This is a genomic window from Streptomyces sp. NPDC101227 (genome assembly GCF_044767545.1).
GTDB lineage: Bacteria > Actinomycetota > Actinomycetes > Streptomycetales > Streptomycetaceae > Streptomyces.
Genome location: NZ_JBIWOD010000011.1, coordinates 102,754 through 117,881, shown reverse-complemented (window position 1 = coordinate 117,881; position 15,128 = coordinate 102,754). Strand labels below are relative to the sequence as shown.

At 71.2% G+C, this 15,128-nt stretch carries 18 protein-coding genes and 7 tRNA genes; 16 read left to right on the top strand and 9 right to left on the bottom strand.

Annotated elements, in window-relative coordinates; translation table 11 throughout:
• The first annotated feature begins 216 nt into the window (after positions 1-216).
• The 4 genes from ACIRPT_RS25305 (at position 217) to ACIRPT_RS25290 (ending at position 2,451) form a co-directional block, all read left to right on the top strand.
• Positions 217-474, top strand: a complete 258-nt coding sequence (locus ACIRPT_RS25305) for a hypothetical protein (protein WP_403830826.1) — start codon at positions 217-219, stop codon at positions 472-474.
• 186 nt (positions 475-660) lie between these two features.
• On the top strand, positions 661-831 hold the full coding sequence (locus ACIRPT_RS25300) for a hypothetical protein (protein WP_403504642.1): 171 nt from the start codon (positions 661-663) through the stop codon (positions 829-831).
• Between the two features lie 254 nt (positions 832-1,085).
• Positions 1,086-2,069, top strand: coding sequence for a phosphotransferase (locus tag ACIRPT_RS25295; RefSeq protein ID WP_403830823.1), 984 nt, complete (start codon positions 1,086-1,088; stop codon positions 2,067-2,069).
• 103 nt (positions 2,070-2,172) lie between these two features.
• A complete protein-coding gene (locus tag ACIRPT_RS25290; protein WP_403504648.1) occupies positions 2,173-2,451 on the top strand; it encodes a zf-TFIIB domain-containing protein in 279 nt (92 codons plus the stop codon).
• A 63-nt stretch (positions 2,452-2,514) separates the two neighbouring features.
• On the opposite strand, the gene ACIRPT_RS25285 is transcribed toward ACIRPT_RS25290, so the two are convergent.
• From ACIRPT_RS25285 to ACIRPT_RS25265, 5 genes are all read right to left on the bottom strand, one after another.
• A tRNA-Val gene (locus ACIRPT_RS25285) sits at positions 2,515-2,586 on the bottom strand.
• A gap of 34 nt (positions 2,587-2,620) precedes the next feature.
• A tRNA-Val gene (locus ACIRPT_RS25280) sits at positions 2,621-2,692 on the bottom strand.
• Between the two features lie 24 nt (positions 2,693-2,716).
• A tRNA-Val gene (locus tag ACIRPT_RS25275) sits at positions 2,717-2,788 on the bottom strand.
• Between the two features lies 1 nt (position 2,789).
• Positions 2,790-2,863: transfer RNA gene (locus ACIRPT_RS25270), tRNA-Cys, on the bottom strand.
• A 35-nt stretch (positions 2,864-2,898) separates the two neighbouring features.
• Positions 2,899-2,971 (bottom strand) — tRNA-Gly (locus tag ACIRPT_RS25265).
• Positions 2,972-3,148: 177 nt separating this feature from the next.
• Here ACIRPT_RS25265 and ACIRPT_RS25260 point away from each other — a divergent pair.
• From ACIRPT_RS25260 to ACIRPT_RS25250, 3 genes are all read left to right on the top strand, one after another.
• Positions 3,149-4,219 carry a chorismate-binding protein gene (locus ACIRPT_RS25260; protein ID WP_403830821.1) on the top strand — a complete coding sequence of 357 codons (1,071 nt, stop codon included), beginning with the start codon at positions 3,149-3,151 and terminating at the stop codon, positions 4,217-4,219.
• Positions 4,216-5,040 carry an aminotransferase class IV gene (locus ACIRPT_RS25255; protein ID WP_403830818.1) on the top strand — a complete coding sequence of 275 codons (825 nt, stop codon included), beginning with the start codon at positions 4,216-4,218 and terminating at the stop codon, positions 5,038-5,040. The genes ACIRPT_RS25260 and ACIRPT_RS25255 overlap by 4 nt, the downstream gene beginning before the upstream one ends.
• A gap of 73 nt (positions 5,041-5,113) precedes the next feature.
• Positions 5,114-5,944, top strand: a complete 831-nt coding sequence (locus ACIRPT_RS25250; RefSeq protein ID WP_403830815.1) for a GNAT family N-acetyltransferase — start codon at positions 5,114-5,116, stop codon at positions 5,942-5,944.
• A 23-nt stretch (positions 5,945-5,967) separates the two neighbouring features.
• Here the strand turns inward: ACIRPT_RS25250 and ACIRPT_RS25245 are convergent, their stop codons facing one another.
• Positions 5,968-6,498, bottom strand: a complete 531-nt coding sequence (locus ACIRPT_RS25245; RefSeq protein WP_403830813.1) for a DsbA family protein — start codon at positions 6,496-6,498, stop codon at positions 5,968-5,970.
• 190 nt (positions 6,499-6,688) lie between these two features.
• On the opposite strand from ACIRPT_RS25245, the gene ACIRPT_RS25240 reads away from it, so the two are divergent.
• A complete protein-coding gene (locus ACIRPT_RS25240; RefSeq protein ID WP_403830810.1) occupies positions 6,689-7,159 on the top strand; it encodes a hypothetical protein in 471 nt (156 codons plus the stop codon).
• Positions 7,160-7,227: 68 nt separating this feature from the next.
• Positions 7,228-7,383 carry a hypothetical protein gene (locus ACIRPT_RS25235; protein ID WP_403504666.1) on the top strand — a complete coding sequence of 52 codons (156 nt, stop codon included), beginning with the start codon at positions 7,228-7,230 and terminating at the stop codon, positions 7,381-7,383.
• A 45-nt stretch (positions 7,384-7,428) separates the two neighbouring features.
• Here ACIRPT_RS25235 and ACIRPT_RS25230 read toward each other — a convergent pair whose 3' ends face one another.
• Together ACIRPT_RS25230 and ACIRPT_RS25225 are read right to left on the bottom strand one after the other, a co-directional pair.
• On the bottom strand, positions 7,429-7,995 hold the full coding sequence (locus tag ACIRPT_RS25230; RefSeq protein ID WP_403830808.1) for a CGNR zinc finger domain-containing protein: 567 nt from the start codon (positions 7,993-7,995) through the stop codon (positions 7,429-7,431).
• Between the two features lie 228 nt (positions 7,996-8,223).
• On the bottom strand, positions 8,224-8,637 hold the full coding sequence (locus tag ACIRPT_RS25225; protein WP_003959770.1) for an SsgA family sporulation/cell division regulator: 414 nt from the start codon (positions 8,635-8,637) through the stop codon (positions 8,224-8,226).
• Positions 8,638-8,826: 189 nt separating this feature from the next.
• On the opposite strand from ACIRPT_RS25225, the gene ACIRPT_RS25220 reads away from it, so the two are divergent.
• The 4 genes from ACIRPT_RS25220 (at position 8,827) to ACIRPT_RS25205 (ending at position 10,088) form a co-directional block, all read left to right on the top strand.
• Complete coding sequence (locus ACIRPT_RS25220) at positions 8,827-9,258, top strand: TIGR02611 family protein (RefSeq protein ID WP_403830806.1); 432 nt, start codon at positions 8,827-8,829, stop codon at positions 9,256-9,258.
• A 53-nt stretch (positions 9,259-9,311) separates the two neighbouring features.
• Positions 9,312-9,383: transfer RNA gene (locus ACIRPT_RS25215), tRNA-Val, on the top strand.
• Between the two features lie 86 nt (positions 9,384-9,469).
• Positions 9,470-9,931 (top strand): SRPBCC family protein, encoded by a 462-nt coding sequence (locus tag ACIRPT_RS25210; protein ID WP_403830804.1) that lies wholly within the window; start codon positions 9,470-9,472, stop codon positions 9,929-9,931.
• Between the two features lie 85 nt (positions 9,932-10,016).
• A tRNA-Val gene (locus tag ACIRPT_RS25205) sits at positions 10,017-10,088 on the top strand.
• Positions 10,089-10,213: 125 nt separating this feature from the next.
• Here ACIRPT_RS25205 and ACIRPT_RS25200 read toward each other — a convergent pair.
• The gene (locus tag ACIRPT_RS25200; RefSeq protein WP_403831069.1) at positions 10,214-10,939 is read right to left on the bottom strand and encodes an exonuclease domain-containing protein; all 726 of its coding nucleotides are present in this window, start codon (positions 10,937-10,939) and stop codon (positions 10,214-10,216) included.
• A 200-nt stretch (positions 10,940-11,139) separates the two neighbouring features.
• On the opposite strand from ACIRPT_RS25200, the gene ACIRPT_RS25195 reads away from it, so the two are divergent.
• The 3 genes from ACIRPT_RS25195 to thrS all read left to right on the top strand — a co-directional run bounded on the left by ACIRPT_RS25195 (position 11,140) and on the right by thrS (position 15,079).
• Positions 11,140-11,727 carry a DUF4365 domain-containing protein gene (locus tag ACIRPT_RS25195; protein ID WP_403504676.1) on the top strand — a complete coding sequence of 196 codons (588 nt, stop codon included), beginning with the start codon at positions 11,140-11,142 and terminating at the stop codon, positions 11,725-11,727.
• The gene (locus tag ACIRPT_RS25190; protein ID WP_403830802.1) at positions 11,727-12,950 is read left to right on the top strand and encodes a hypothetical protein; all 1,224 of its coding nucleotides are present in this window, start codon (positions 11,727-11,729) and stop codon (positions 12,948-12,950) included. The genes ACIRPT_RS25195 and ACIRPT_RS25190 overlap by 1 nt, the downstream gene beginning before the upstream one ends.
• 146 nt (positions 12,951-13,096) lie before the next feature.
• Positions 13,097-15,079: a threonine--tRNA ligase gene (thrS, locus tag ACIRPT_RS25185; RefSeq protein ID WP_403504681.1), complete on the top strand. Its 1,983-nt coding sequence runs from the start codon at positions 13,097-13,099 to the stop codon at positions 15,077-15,079.
• The last annotated feature ends 49 nt before the right edge of the window (positions 15,080-15,128 follow it).

The following is a 15,128-nucleotide window of genomic DNA, read 5'->3' as shown; positions in this document are numbered from 1 at the left end:
CCTACCTGCGGTGGGGAGTCCCCTCCGCTGCCAACCGTCTGACGTGGCACAGCTTACGGATTGACGGCTCGCTGTGCTGAGAGGCCGCGCATGCGTCGGCAACCGGATTGTCAGTGGCGGGTGGGATCCTCGAAGAGCGGGACGGAACCGGCCGCCGTGCGGCCCGACTTCCCGTGCGAGATCTCAATGATCCGTCGCAGAAGGGGGTTTGACACGATGAAGGGTGATCGGGTCGAGATAGTCGTGGATGCCGGAGACACCACCAAGGCGTACGAAGTGGTGGCGAGCCGAGCGGGGCGCAGGGTGGAGACGGCGATACGCAGGGGAGTGGTCGAAGTGAGCGAAGTCACCCGCGCGGGGACGGCGGTGCGTACGGCCCGTTTCATGGCCGGCCGGGTCCTCGCTCTCGTCGAGCATCCGATGGCGCGGACGGACGAGCCTGCGCGTCCTCTCAGGGATGTCCCCAGGTCCTAGCCCCGCTCTCTCCACCCAGGGGAGTACGCCGACCGCCTTCTCGTCATCCTCCTGGAGGCCGGAAAAGCGGTACGCGGGCATGACGTCCGGCGCCCGCCGCTTGCCTAGGGTGGTCTCCAAGCGGCGGGCGCAGCACTCGTCCCCCGAGGTCAGACGCCCGCCGCCCCACACGACAGGAGCGGGGCGATGGCGGACACCTCAGGACGGACGGCCGACGGTCGGCGTTCCGGTACCCGCCACCCCCTGGTCGCCGTGGCCATGGTGGTGCCGCTGGCGATACTCCTGACCGTGGTCTTCGGCGGCTGGGAAGCCGTCGTCACACAGGCGTCGTCCGTGGCCGGAATGCTGGGGCGCTGAGCGGCGCCCCGGTCCCGGGAGAGCGGCCCGGGACGGGGGACCCCCGGCCAAAACCCCGTGGGGACGGGGGGTGCGGCGGACGGCACGAATGGCCGGGCATCTGGGGAGATGCCCGGCCTTCGAGTTTTCCCGGACGTCCACGGTCCGCACGGGCCCGCACCGCGCGTACGATCCCAGGTCCGGGCCCCGCGCGGCCCGCCCGCACACGCGCACAACCGGCACACCACGCACGGCTCGCAGGACCCGGGGGCACCATGACCACCACCGCAGCACTGCTGCGCCGCCTCGCCGGCCTCCTCCCGGCGCCGGCCGGCCCGGAAACGGCCCCCGAGGTGCTCGCCGACCGCCCCGACGGCACGGTCGTCCGCAGCGGCCGCACCGTCGCCAAGGCGCACGCCCCCGACGGCGACCCCCAGGACCTGGCGGCCCGGCTCCGTGTCGCCGCGCACCCCCTCCTGCACGGCATCCTGCTGCCCCCGCTCCCGGTCACCGCCCCCGACGGCTTCCTCACCCTCACCGACGACGGCCGCGCCCTGACCCGCTGGCCCTACGGCAGCCCCGTCCCGGCCGATGACCCGGACGCCGCGCCCTGGGAGGACGCCGCCCGCCTGCTCGCCCGCCTGCACCGCGTGGACATACGCCAACTTCCCGGTCCCGTCCCGCCGATGCGCGGCCCCGCCAAGGCTGCCCGCGCCCTGACCCGGATGCGCACCGTGCTCGCCCCCGGCGGGCACCCCGCGCCCCTTTTCGCGGCCGCCGCCGTCGAACGCGCCTGGGCCCTGCTCCCGCCCTGGGCCCGCGCCGCCGCCCCACCGCCCCGTACGGACCTCCTCTGCCACGGTGACCTGCACCTCGGCCAGCTCGTCCGCCATCCGGCCCCCGACGGCCCCTGGCTCTTGATCGACATCGACGATCTGGGCCCGGGCGACGGCGCCTGGGACCTGGCCCGCCCCGCCGCCTGGTTTGCCACCGGCCTGCTCGCCCCCGACATCTGGTCACGCTTCCTGGCCGCCTATCGCGCCGCCGGCGGCCCCGCCGTACGTCCCGACGGCGACCCCTGGCCCGGCCTGGAGGTCCCCGCCCGCGCCCTGACCGTCCAGACCGCCGCACTCGCCGTCGCCAAGGCCGCCCCCGCATCGCGTCCCCTGGACGAGATCGAGTCTGCGGTCGTCGACGCCTGCGCCCGGATGACGCCCCTGCCGCACCAGTTGGCACCGTCCGGCCCCGACGTAGGGTGAACACCTCATCGCCGGGAGGCCGTTCCGGCGGTGCCGCACTCAGCAGCAGTCCGCAGCATGCAGCAGCATGCAGCAGCAGTGAATGACAGGAGTTGAGCCGACGATGCAGTGCCCCAAGTGCCATGCACCGATGCATACGTACAACCGCAATGGCGTCCAGATCGAGCAGTGCGCCGGCTGCCGGGGGATCTTCCTGGACTACGGTGAGCTGGAGTCGCTGACCCGCCTCGAGGCGCAGTGGACCCAGCAGGCGCCCCCGCCGCCCGCCCCGCAGGCCTACCCGGCAGCCCCGGCATGGGGCGCCCCGCACCAGGGCCACCACGGCCACCATGGACACCACGGCCATCACCGCAGCTTCGGCCACATGCTGTTCTCTTCCTGACCGATAAGCGTCTGAACAACGCCAGAGGGCCGGAGCGATCGCTCCGGCCCTCTGGCTCAGGTGTGGACGATACTGGGATTGAACCAGTGACCTCTTCCGTGTCAGGGAAGCGCTCTCCCGCTGAGCTAATCGTCCTCGGGACCGCGGCCGGGGGCCGCGGAGCACTGCGTGCGCGATACTGGGATTGAACCAGTGACCTCTTCCGTGTCAGGGAAGCGCTCTCCCGCTGAGCTAATCGCGCGGGGGCCCGGCGAGGCCGGACCAGTGGACGATACTGGGATTGAACCAGTGACCTCTTCCGTGTCAGGGAAGCGCTCTCCCGCTGAGCTAATCGTCCTTGGAGGTGGAGACGGGATTTGAACCCGTGTAGACGGCTTTGCAGGCCGTTGCCTCGCCTCTCGGCCACTCCACCAGGAGTGAGGGGGTTCGGGAAGATCCCCCACATCGAGCGGACGACGAGACTCGAACTCGCGACATCCACCTTGGCAAGGTGGTGCTCTACCAACTGAGCTACGTCCGCAGGTGTCTCTCCCAGACTACGTCCGGGAGCTACTTGGCCTCCGGGGCGCTGCTGCGTCCCGGCGACGTGTTGAACTCTAGCGGATTCCGGGGCCAGTACAAAAACGCGTTTGTGCAGCGTGCTGCGCTGCACGCTCGGCCAAGGCAGTGGCCGGGCCGCCGCCATAGACTCGGTGACGTGCGCGACTTCCCTCCCCTGGCCCGCTTCGGCGGCCTGATAGCCACCGACCTGCGCGATGTCACCACCGATCCCGCGGCCCTGGACTCCGAGGGCTGGTGGGCCGTGGTCGCCGGTTTCGAAGGGGGCGTGGTCTGCGCCCGCTTCGGCGACGTCCGCCCTGCCACCACCGCCGACGAGCCCGTCCCCGGCGGCTGGACCGGCCCCGCCCGCGAGGACTGGCACAGCTCCATGGACCGCGACGCCTACACCCACGGCGTGCGGCGGGTCCGCGAATACATCGCGGCGGGCGAGGTCTACCAGGTCAACCTCTGCCGGGTGCTGTCCGCTCCGTTGCCCGACCCGGCCCGCAGCGACGTGGACGCGCTGTCCGCGGTGCTGGCCCGCGGCAACCCCGCCCCGTACGCGGGCACGATCCGGCTGCCCGCGCACGGCGTCGAGGTCGCCTCCGCCTCACCGGAGCTGTTTCTGCGCCGTGACGGACGGACGGTCGAGTCCGGGCCCATAAAGGGGACCGGCAGGACAGCCGAGGACCTCTCCGAGAAGGACCGGGCGGAGAACGTGATGATCGTGGACCTGGTCCGCAACGATCTCGGCCGGGTCTGCGCCACCGGCACGGTGACCGTCCCGGCACTGTGCGCCGTCGAACCGCACCCCGGCCTCGTCCACCTGGTCTCCACGGTGCGCGGCGAACTGGCCGAGGCCCACGAGAAGACGGCCTGGGCGGATCTGCTGGCCGCCACCTTCCCGCCGGGCTCGGTCACCGGCGCCCCCAAGTCCAGCGCGCTGCGGATCATCGACGAGCTGGAGACCGCGCCCCGCGGCCCGTACTGCGGCGGTATCGGCTGGGTCGACGCGGACCGCCGCACCGGCGAGCTCAACGTCGGCATCCGCACGTTCTGGATCGACCGCACGGCGCCCGGCGGGCCCGTCCTGCGGTTCGGCGCCGGTGCCGGGATCATCTGGGATTCCGACCCGGAGCGGGAGTGGGCCGAGACCGAGCTGAAGGCGGAACGGCTGCTCGCGGTAGCGTCGGGCGTGCACGAAGTGAGCGGAGGAAAGCGACGATGAAGATCTGGCTCGACGGGGGACTGCGCGACGCCGACGGCGCCCGGGTCTCGGTCTTCGACCACGGGCTGACGGTCGGCGACGGGGTCTTCGAGACCATCAAGGCCGACCACGGACGTGCCTTCGCCCTCACCCGGCACCTCGAGCGCCTGGCCACCTCGGCGCGCGGGCTCGGCCTGCCCGAACCCGATCTCGACGAGGTACGGCGCGGCTGCGTGGCGGTCCTGGAAGCCAACCCGATGGCGCTGGGCCGGCTGCGGATCACCTACACCGGCGGCCTCTCCCCGCTCGGCTCGGACCGCGGCGACAGCGGCCCCACGCTGGTCGTCGCGGCCTCCGAGACCCACCGCCGGCCGGACGCCACCGCCGCCGTCACCGTCCCCTGGACCCGTAACGAACGCGGCGCGCTCAGCGGCCTGAAGACCACCTCGTACGGCGAGAACGTCGTCGCGCTGGCCCGCGCCCGTGAACTGGGCGCCTCCGAGGCGCTCTTCGCCAACACCGTCGGCGCGCTCTGCGAGGGCACCGGCTCCAATGTCTTCGTCGTCCTGGACGGCGAGCTGCACACCCCGCCGCTGCACTCCGGCTGCCTGGCCGGCATCACCCGCGCCCTGACGGTCACCTGGGCGGGCGCCAAGGAGACCGATCTGCCGCTGGACGCCCTCGAGCGGGCCGAGGAGATCTTCCTGACCTCCACGCTGCGCGACGTCCAGGCGGTGACCCGCATCGACGGCCGCCAACTGGCCGACGGACCGGGCCCGGTGACGGCCGAGGCCATGCGGATCTTCGACGAGCAGGCGGCCGCGGACTTCGATCCCCGGTGAGGCCCCGGGGCCCGTGGAGGTCCCGGTGCCGCCGCGGTGATGCGTGGTCCGCGTCGCAGGGTAGGAAGTTCCCGTGACCACTACGCTGCGCCCCGCGGGACCCGAAGAACGCCATGACGACGGCGGCCGGGCCCGTTCGTACGACGTCTGTGTCAACAGCCGCCGCGTCGGCGGGATCCGGCTGACCACCGACGCCCGGTTCGGGCCGGTCGCCGGCCGGATCGAGGCGCTGGACATCGACCGGCCCGACCGGCACCGCGGCCGCGCCACCGTCGCCGCGCTCGCCGCCGAGGAAGTGCTGCGCGGCTGGGGCTGCAAGCGGATCGAGGTGAGCGTCCCGGCCGATGCCGAGGCCGCCGTGCGCCTGGCCGCCGCCCTGGGATACACCGAGCGCAGCCGCAAGATGACCAAGCCGCTGGACGTGCCGCCCGAGCTCCCCGAGGCCAGCCACGAGCGCCGGATGAGCGCGTCGGAGTACCCGGCCTGGCGCGACGCGGCGATCGCCGAGCACATCCGGGTGCAGACGGGCCTGGGCGTGCCCCGGGAACGGGCCGAGCGGGCGTCGTACGACGGGCATGCCGCGATGCTGCCGGACGGCGCGAAGACGCGGGGCCATGCGCTGCGGGTGCTCTCGCACCGCGGGGTGGACGTCGGCACGCTCTGGGTCGCGGTCGAGATCCCCGGGCATCCCGGGGGTTATGTCATCGATGTGACGGTGGACCCCGGCCACCGCGGCCGGGGCCACGGCCGGACGCTGATGCTCGTCGCCGAGCGCGTCTGCCTCGCGGCGGGCCGGCCGGTGCTGGGGCTCAACGCCTATGCGGACAACGCCCCCGCGCTCGCGCTGTACGGCTCGCTGGGCTACCGGCCCACCGTGTACGAGCTGGGGAAGCGGATCCTGTGACCCGCGGCCGGGGGGTGGGCGGGTCAGCCCTGCTCGGCCAGCAGCCGGTCGGCGATCTCCTCGATGCGGCTGCGCAGCCCCTCCTGGCTCTTGCCACCGTCCAGCCGCTCGCCGCCGATCACATACGTCGGGGTGCCGGTCACACCGATCGCCTTGCCCTCCGCCTGGTCCGCGTCGACGATCAGCAGATGCCGCCCGTCGATCAGCGCGGTGTCCATCTCCTCGGCGTCCAGGCCCAGCTCACCGGCCACCTCCAGCAGCAGCTTCTCGCCGCCCTTGGCGAGCTCCCCGGTACGCGCCAGCACGGCCTCGATGTACGGCCATCCCTGCCCCTGTTCGGTGGCCTCCTCGGCGGCCTGGGCCGCGGCGTAGGCGTGCTTGTGCTTGGCCAGGGGGAAGTGGCGCAGCCGGATGTCCAGCCGGTCGCCGTAGCGCTCGCGCAGCGTCCGCAGGTCGTCCAGGGCGGCATGGCAGTCGGGGCACTCCAGCTCGCACCACACGTCGAGGACGGGGCGCTGGGGGCGGGCGGGGCCGGAGGCTGTCACATCGTTCATGGGATCAGTCTTCCAGCCCGGGCACCGGAGCCCGAACCGGCACCTTCGGAGGAGGCCGACCCCGAGATGTCCCTGAAGCCGGGCGGAACATGTCCGTTCGGGCGCGCGACAGGGCAGGATGGAGGGGAACACATCGAGCCGCGCTTCGGAGTCCCCCGCGCGCTCGGCCATCCACCGGCAGGAGGACCGGATGCTGACGTCGACCGTCTGTGCCGCGGTGTCGGCGGCGGGCCTGGGCATCGCCGCGCTGACGGCCTACCGCAAGCGGTTCCTGGCCGCGACCCGCATCGCGGCGTTCTCGCTGATTCCCGTCGGCCTGGTGATGACGGGCGTCATCGACTGGGTCACCAACATCGTCTTCAAGCCCACGGTCTGGGCCGGATTCGGCGTGCTCGCTCTCTCCGCCCTGCTGTTCATGATCAGCAGGATGGCGGAGCGCCGCAGGGGCGGCGCAGGCGGCCGCAAGGAGCGCAAGGCCGCCGCGGCAGCCGGGCACGACGTGGTGGCGCCGGCCGCCTCCACGCCCTCCCTCACCACCGCCCGCGGCGCCGCTCAGCCGGCCGCGAAGCCGGCCGAGAAAGCCAAGGCCAAGGGCAAGGGCGGTGCACCGAAGGATGACTTCTCGGACATCGAAGCGATCCTGAAAAAGCACGGGATCTGATGAACTCCCGCTGCTGAGGCGGATATTGGGCGCACGAAGACGATCATCTGCGCCATGATGCGCGCGAGATGAACGATGAGTGCGCCCTGCCCCGGGAGAACGCCCCGGCCACCGAATCGCGCGGCTGTCTTTTCGCGCTGTCCCAGCCACCGCTGATGCTCTTCCTCGGCATCATCGGCTTCCTGCTCCTCCTCGGCGCCGTACACGACCTCTACATCCTGTGAGCCGCCGCGTGCCGGCGCCACGCCGCCGAACCGTCGCAGGGTCCCTCAACCCGCCGCATCCCGCTGGCGGGCCCGGTACGCGGCGACATGCAGCCGGTTGCCGCAGGTGCGGCTGTCGCAGTAGCGCCGGGAGCGGTTGCGGGAGAGATCGACGAAGGCATGCCGGCAGTCCGGTGCCTCGCAGTGCCGCAGCCGCTCGCGCTCCCCGGCGACGAAGATGAAGGCCAGCGCCATCCCGCCGTCCGCGGCGAGGTGATCGGCGAGGGAGGCGCCCGGCGCGAAGTAGTGGACGTGCCAGTTGTAGCCGTCGTGATCGGTCAGCTGCGGAGTCGTGCCGGCCGAGGCGACCAGCGTGTTCAGCAGCTCGGCGGCCTCGCGGTCGTCCTGCGCCGCGAAGACCTGGGCCAGCCGCGCGCGCAGCGCCCGTACGGCCGCCAGATCGGCCTCCCCGAGGACGCCCACGTCGCTGATGTCGTTGCGCTGTACGAACTCCTCGAGCGCCGCGAGACCCGTCAGCGTGTCCGGCGCGTCCGGGGCGTCGCCCTCCGGGGCGGTGTTGAGCAGATCGACGACCGCTTCGAGGGCGCACCGGGTGTCATGGGTGATCAGCACGGTTTTGCTCCCTGGGCGAGTGGGGAACGGGCGGGCGCCGTCCCCGGTGTCGTTGCGGAATGGTCGCCGACTCTAGCGCCTGGAACAAGCCTCGGCGCCGTCTCCGCGGTGGGTCCGCGGCGACGGCGCCGAAGTGTGCCGTATGAACTTGTCGGTCCTGCGCCGTCTCCCCGAGTCGGACGGTCGCAAGTGTGAGCGGGTGGTTGCGGTGGGCGGCTGTGGTGCGTCTCAGCTCTCCGCCAGGATGTGGGAGAGCTCGGTGTCGAGATCGAAATGCCGGTGTTCCGTACCGGGCGGTACGGCGGCGTCGGTCCTCTTGAGGAAGGATTCGAGAGCCCGCGCCGGGGCCTCCAGCAGGGCTTCGCCTTCCGGTGAGCTCAGGGCGATGCAGACAACACCCTGACCATGGCTCCGGGACGGCCATACACGGACGTCTCCGGTGCCCGTGGGCCGGTGCAGGCCCTCGGCGAGGAGGTCGCGGGCGAAAACCCACTCGACGGTCTCCTCGGCTCCGGTGTGGAAGGTGGCATGCACGGCATAAGGATCGGCCGTGTCATACCGCAGGCCCGCGGGTACAGGCAGTGAGGACTCGCTCGACACAACGAGGCGCAGGTGCAGCTCGCAGCTGACCGTGGTGTTCATAAGCGCCAGGGCCTTTCGCTCAGTGTGCGCTCGGGGATTCGCACGTCGGCGAAATCGACATGCCACCTACGGTGCCGTTGTAAACCCCTCTGACGGTTTTGGGTGGCTTCACGTACCTCTTACGGCGGATTGCGGGATCGTCCTCGGCGGTAATTCCGGCGTACGGAAGACGTCCGGTAAGTTGGCCACATGAATACGGAGAGTAACGGGGGGCCGGAAAGCGCCGAAGGGGATGCGGGACCGGCTGAGCAACCGCTCGGTTCGCGGGCGCCGCACTTCATCAAGCGTTCCCGGCCGCTGCATCTGAGCTGGCAGGTCGGAGTCTTCCTGGTCGGGCTGGCGGTGGTGGTCGGCGGCGTGATCATGCTGCCGCTCCCGGGTCCCGGCTGGGTGGTGATCTTCGCCGGAATGGCGATCTGGGCAACCGAATTCGTTTGGGCCCAGCTGGTACTGCGCTGGGCCAAGCGGAAGGTCACCGAGGCGGCGCAGAAGGCGCTCGATCCCAAGGTGCGGCGCCGCAACATCATTCTCATCGGCATCGGCTTGGCGATCGTCGTCGCGCTGCTCGCGGTCTATGTGTGGAAGTTCGGCTTCGCGATGCCGTGGAGCGTCGGCGAGTGATCCCCGGGTGGTCGGGAGCCCCCGCCGACGTGCGGTAATGTTGGCCGTGCGCCGGGCGATTAGCTCAGTGGGAGAGCGCTTCGTTCACACCGAAGAGGTCACTGGTTCGAACCCAGTATCGCCCACCCCGGCAGACGGCCCGGAGACACGAAGTCTCCGGGCCGTCGCGGTTGTTGGCCCCCCGGGCCGCCCAGGGGCGCACACTGGGATCATGCCCGACTGGTCGAGCCGACTGCACCGCTACCGCTTCCGCAGTGAATGGCTGCTCAACGCCGCACCCGCCGTCGTCTACGCCGTCCTCGAACGGGCCGAGGCCTATCCCCGCTGGTGGCCGCAGGTGCGCGAGGTGACCCCGATCGACGACCACAGCGGGCTGGCCCGGTTCCGCTCCTGGCTCCCCTATGACCTGACGGTCGTGGCGACCGAGCGGATACGGGATCCCGGGAAGGGTGTGCTGGAGATAGCGCTGCGCGGGGACATGGGCGGCTGGGCGCGCTGGACGATCCGGCCGGGCCACGGCGGGACGCGGGTCGTCTTCGAGCAGGACGTCGAGGTCTGCAAGCCGCTGCTGCGCCGGCTCGCGCTGCTGGGCCGGCCGCTGTTCCGGGTCAATCACGCGCTGATGATGCGGGCCGGGCGCCGTGGGCTGGCCGCCTGGCTGGCCCGGGGGTGAGGCGGCCGGGAAGAGGAATTTGATGGAAGGCCGCGGAGGGCTGTATTGTTCTGCTCGTTCGCGAGGGAAAACCTCGCCGACACCCGGGCGATTAGCTCAGTGGGAGAGCGCTTCGTTCACACCGAAGAGGTCACTGGTTCGAACCCAGTATCGCCCACCGGGATCAAGGACCGGGCCGTCAATAGACGGCCCGGTCTTTTTCGTTGGGATCCCGACGGAGAACCGGCCGTAATGCCGTGCCGGCCGGCAATCCTCGAATGGCCGTGAATTGGTGATACGCAATCAGGCCACCGCGGGCAGTTCCGGACGCAGCGGCCAATGGGGATCGACGGCCTCGGGAGTGCCGCTGCGGTCGAACCACGCCTGGAGCCCCCGGGCCTGCGCGGCGTGCCAGATCGCCTGGCGGGTGTGCAGTTCGCCCGGCTGCAGGCCGTCCAGCCTGGTCGCGAAGCGGCTGCCCAGGGCCCGTACGACCCGCAGCGAGGCCAGCGCGTCGGCGGCCGCCTCATGGGCGTCGGTCAGCTCGACCTCGTAATGGGCGCAGAGGTCCGTCAGGGTGCGGCGGCCCTTGCGGTAGCGGTCGAGGTGCTTGTCGAGCACGCGGGGATCGAGGACGCAGAGCGGGTGCCCGCCCAGATACGCGGCGAGCGAGCTGGCGCGATGGCGCTTCAACTCGCGGTCCAGGAGCGTCAGATCGAACGGGGCGTTCATCACGACCAGCGGGCGGCCGGCCACCGACTGGGCGGCCAGGGCGCGCGCGACCTCCTCCAGCACCGGTGCCGGCCAGCGGCCGTGCAGGGCCAGATGGTCTTCGGTCAGGCCGTGCACCGCGGTCGCCGCCTCGGGTATCTCGACGCCCGGGTTGATCAGCCAGCGGGTGATGCGGGGGGCGGAGCGCGGGGTCTCCTGGACCACCAGGGCCGCGGAGACGATGCGGTCCCGCTCGACGTCGATTCCCGTCGTCTCGGTGTCGAAGGCAGCAAGTGGACCGTCGTACCAGGGCGGCATCATCCCAACTCCTCGCATTCGTGGGGTGGATGACGACGCGGGCCATCCGAGCTGGTGATACCCGACCCGCCGCCTTCTCGAACCGTCCTTTGTTTGACGGCCACTTGACGCGGAGACAACCACAGGGACGGGCCGCGTCGTCCCCGCGCTCGCTCCGTCGGCCCGACGCATCGATCGGCACGGCCCGGAAGGCACCCGCGATGACCATCGCGCAGCCCGAACCGGGCGGGCTGTCCCCCGCAGGCGCGAGGTACCCCCAGCCCGCCATCACCCCGCAGCGCGGCGGACTCGCCACGACTGCCTGCATGGAGACCCTCCAGGTGGGCTATCTGCACGCGGTCGCCGCCGCCTCCGGATGCTCCCTGGCACAGCCCTTCCCGGACAACGGAATCGACTGGCACGTCAGCCACGCCGCGCCGGGTCACACCGTCGACGACGAGGTCACCATCAAGGTGCAGCTCAAGTGCACCTACCAGACCGCCCCCCGCCCGCCGGGCCCCACCTTCGCCTTCACGCTCGACAACGACCACCTGGTGAAGCTGGCCCGTACGCCCGTGTCGGTGCACAAGATCCTGGTCGTGATGCTGGTGCCACGGACCCAGGACGACTGGCTGCGGGCGAGCCACGACCGTCTCGCGCTGCGCCACTGCTGCTACTGGATCAATCTGGCCGGCCACCCCGTGACCGGCCGGCGCAGGACCACTGTGCGGATCCCGACCACGCGGATCTTCGACGACCGAGCGCTCTGCGAGATCATGACGCGGGTCGGGGCGGGAGGGAGACCCTGATGGACCGGCAAATTCCTGAAAACCCCGAATATGCCGAATATGCCGAATACGCCGCATCCGGCGAGTACGCGGCGCGGCTGCTGGATCCCGCGCAGCTCGACCCGGGCGTGCTCAGCGCCCTGCTGGCCCGGCACGGCTGGCGGCGCAGGGGCGGGGCCGCCGGCCACTTCGCCCGGTGGACGCCGCCCGGCACCCGCAGCGACGCCAGCCTGCTGGTGCCGCACGACCGCCGCTATCCCGACAGCTCGGAGCTGCTGGCCGAGGCGCTGGCGGCGCTGGCGCAGAGCCCCGTACCGTCCGCGCGCGAGGTGCTGGTGGGGCTCGCGGTGCCCAGCGACGAGGTGCGCTGGGAGCGCGGGGTCCCGGACGACGGGTCGGGGGCGGCGCACTGGGTGGCGCAGGAGCAGCTGCGCGGCGCGGCCCGCTCGATGCTGATCGCCGGGGCGCTGGGCACCTATGCCCGGGCCGGTTATTACGGCGCCCGGCACAAGCGGAAGGCGGAGGGATTCCTGGGCGAGGTGCTGGTCGGGCCGGTCTCGGCGGGGAGCCGGCTGACGGCGTTCGTCCCGGTTCTCGGCGGGCGCGGCGCCGTGTCCGGGCTGCAGCGGGCGCTGCATGCGATCCGTGACGCCACCGACTTTCAGCGCGCCACCGGCCGGATGGAGGCCTTCGACGCCGCCGTGGAGCTGGGCGTCTGCCATGAACTGGCACAGGCGCTGATCGCGCTGGTGCGGGATGCGGAGGGGGTCCGGATCACGGTGGAGTGGTCGCCGGCCGCGGGCACCCCGGTCGGCTTCGCGGCCCGCCCCGAGCCGGTGGAGTTCTCGCCCGGCGACCTGCCCGCGCTGCAGCAGGCCGCCCAGCGCTACGTACGGGAGGAGCCCTCGCTGCCGGTACGGGTGACCGGCGCGGTCGTCCGGCTGCGCAGGGAGCGGCCGGGCGGTCCCGGCTCGGTGCGGCTGCGGGTGATCACCGGGGCGGATGTGGTCCAGGTGCGGGTCGCGCTGGGGGAGGAGGACTACCGGATCGCCGGGCATGCGCATCTGGTCGGGCTGCCGGTCCGGGTGAGCGGGCGGCTGGAGAGCCGGGGCGGGTTCCGCCGGATCACCGGGGGCTGCGATGTCACGCCCGTACAGGTCGACGAGGCGGAGCGGGACCGGCTGCTGAAGTCGCTCCAGGAGAATGTCGACTTCTTCGAGGAGGCGTGCGGCGGCGAGGAATGAAGGGCCGGAGGCGAGGAACGGCGGCGCGGAACACGCATCGCGGCCGGTGCGCGGGCAAACCGTTTCGCGGTCGGGTCGGGTGGCTCGGTACGATTCGGCTGCGCAGCAATCGCTGACGTGAAAGAGACATGAGTCAGGAGAGACCGGTGTCAGACGTCCGTGTGACCGTCCAACGCGATTCCGAGCGGGAAGAACGCGTGGTGACCACGGGGACTACGGCCGCCGACCTCTTCCAGGGCGAGCGCAGCATCGTCGCCGCGCGGGTGGCCGGGGAGCTGAAGGACCTCGCGTACGAGATCGCCGACGGCGACGCGGTCGAGCCCGTCGAGATCACTTCCGAGGACGGCCTGAACATTCTGCGGCACTCCACCGCGCATGTGATGGCGCAGGCCGTGCAGGAGCTGTTCCCGGAGGCGAAGCTCGGCATCGGTCCGCCCATCAAGGACGGCTTCTACTACGACTTCGACGTCGAGACCCCCTTCCACCCGGACGATCTCAAGCGCATCGAGAAGAAGATGCAGGAGATCCAGAAGCGCGGGCAGAAGTTCGCGCGCCGCGCGGTCAGCGATGACGCCGCGCGCGAGGAGCTGGCGGACGAGCCGTACAAGCTCGAGCTGATCGGCCTCAAGGGGTCCGCCGCGGACGCCGCCGAGGGCGCCTCCGCCGAGGTCGGCGCCGGCCAGCTGACCATCTACGACAACCTCGACGCCAAGACCGGCGACCTGTGCTGGAAGGACCTGTGCCGCGGTCCGCACCTGCCCAGCACCCGCGTCATCCCGGCGTTCAAGCTGATGCGCTCGGCCGCCGCGTACTGGCGCGGCAGCGAGAAGAACAAGCAGCTCCAGCGGATCTACGGCACCGCCTGGCCGACCAAGGACGAGCTCAAGGCGTATCTGGAGTTCCTCGCCGAGGCCGAGAAGCGCGATCACCGCAAGCTGGGTGCCGAGCTGGACCTGTTCTCCTTCCCGGAGGAGCTGGGCCCGGGCCTCGCGGTCTTCCACCCCAAGGGCGGCGTCGTCCGGAAGGTGATGGAGGACTACTCGCGCCGGCGGCACGAGGTCTCCGGCTACGAGTTCGTGAACACCCCGCACCTCTCGAAGGAGCGCCTCTTCGAGATCTCCGGGCACCTTCCGCACTACGCGGAGGGCATGTTCCCGGCCATCGAGTTCGACGAGCAGAACTACCGCCTCAAGGCGATGAACTGCCCGATGCACAACCTGATCTTCAAGTCGCGCGGCCGCTCCTACCGTGAACTCCCGCTGCGCCTCTTCGAGTTCGGGACCGTGTACCGCTACGAGAAGTCGGGCGTCGTGCACGGCCTGACCCGCTCGCGCGGCTTCACCCAGGACGACTCGCACATCTACTGCACCAAGGAGCAGATGCCCGAGGAGCTCGACACGCTCCTCACCTTCGTGCTCGACCTGCTGCGCGACTACGGCCTGACCGAATTCGAGCTGGAGCTGTCCACCCGCGACCCGGAGTCGGACAAGTTCATCGGCTCGGACGAGGACTGGGCGGAGGCCACCGAGGCGCTGCGCGAGGCCGCCGAGAAGCAGGGCCTGCCGCTGGTCCCGGACCCGGGCGGCGCCGCGTACTACGGCCCGAAGATCTCCGTGCAGGCCAAGGACGCGATCGGCCGGTCCTGGCAGATGTCGACGCTCCAGGTCGACTTCAACCAGCCCAAGCGGTTCGGCCTGGAGTACACCGCGGCCGACGGCTCCAAGCAGCAGCCCGTCATGCTGCACCGCGCCCTGTTCGGCTCCATCGAGCGGTTCTTCGGCGTGCTGCTGGAGCACTACGCGGGCGCGTTCCCGGCGTGGCTGGCCCCGGTGCAGGCGACCTGCATCCCGATCGGTGACACGCACGTGCCGTATCTGCAGGAGTTCGCCGAGAAGGCGCGGGCGAAGGGGCTGCGGATCGAGGTGGACTCCTCGTCGGACCGGATGCAGAAGAAGATCCGTAACGCCCAGAAGTCCAAGGTCCCGTTCATGATCATTGCGGGTGACGAGGACACGGCGGCCGGCGCCGTCTCCTTCCGCTACCGCGACGGTTCGCAGAAGAACGGCATCCCGCGCGACGAGGCGATCGCCGAGATCCTGGACATCGTGGAGCGCCGCGCCCAGGTGTGACGCCCGCTGTGTGAGCCCGGGCCCCGGGGAGCGATCCGCTCCCCGGGGC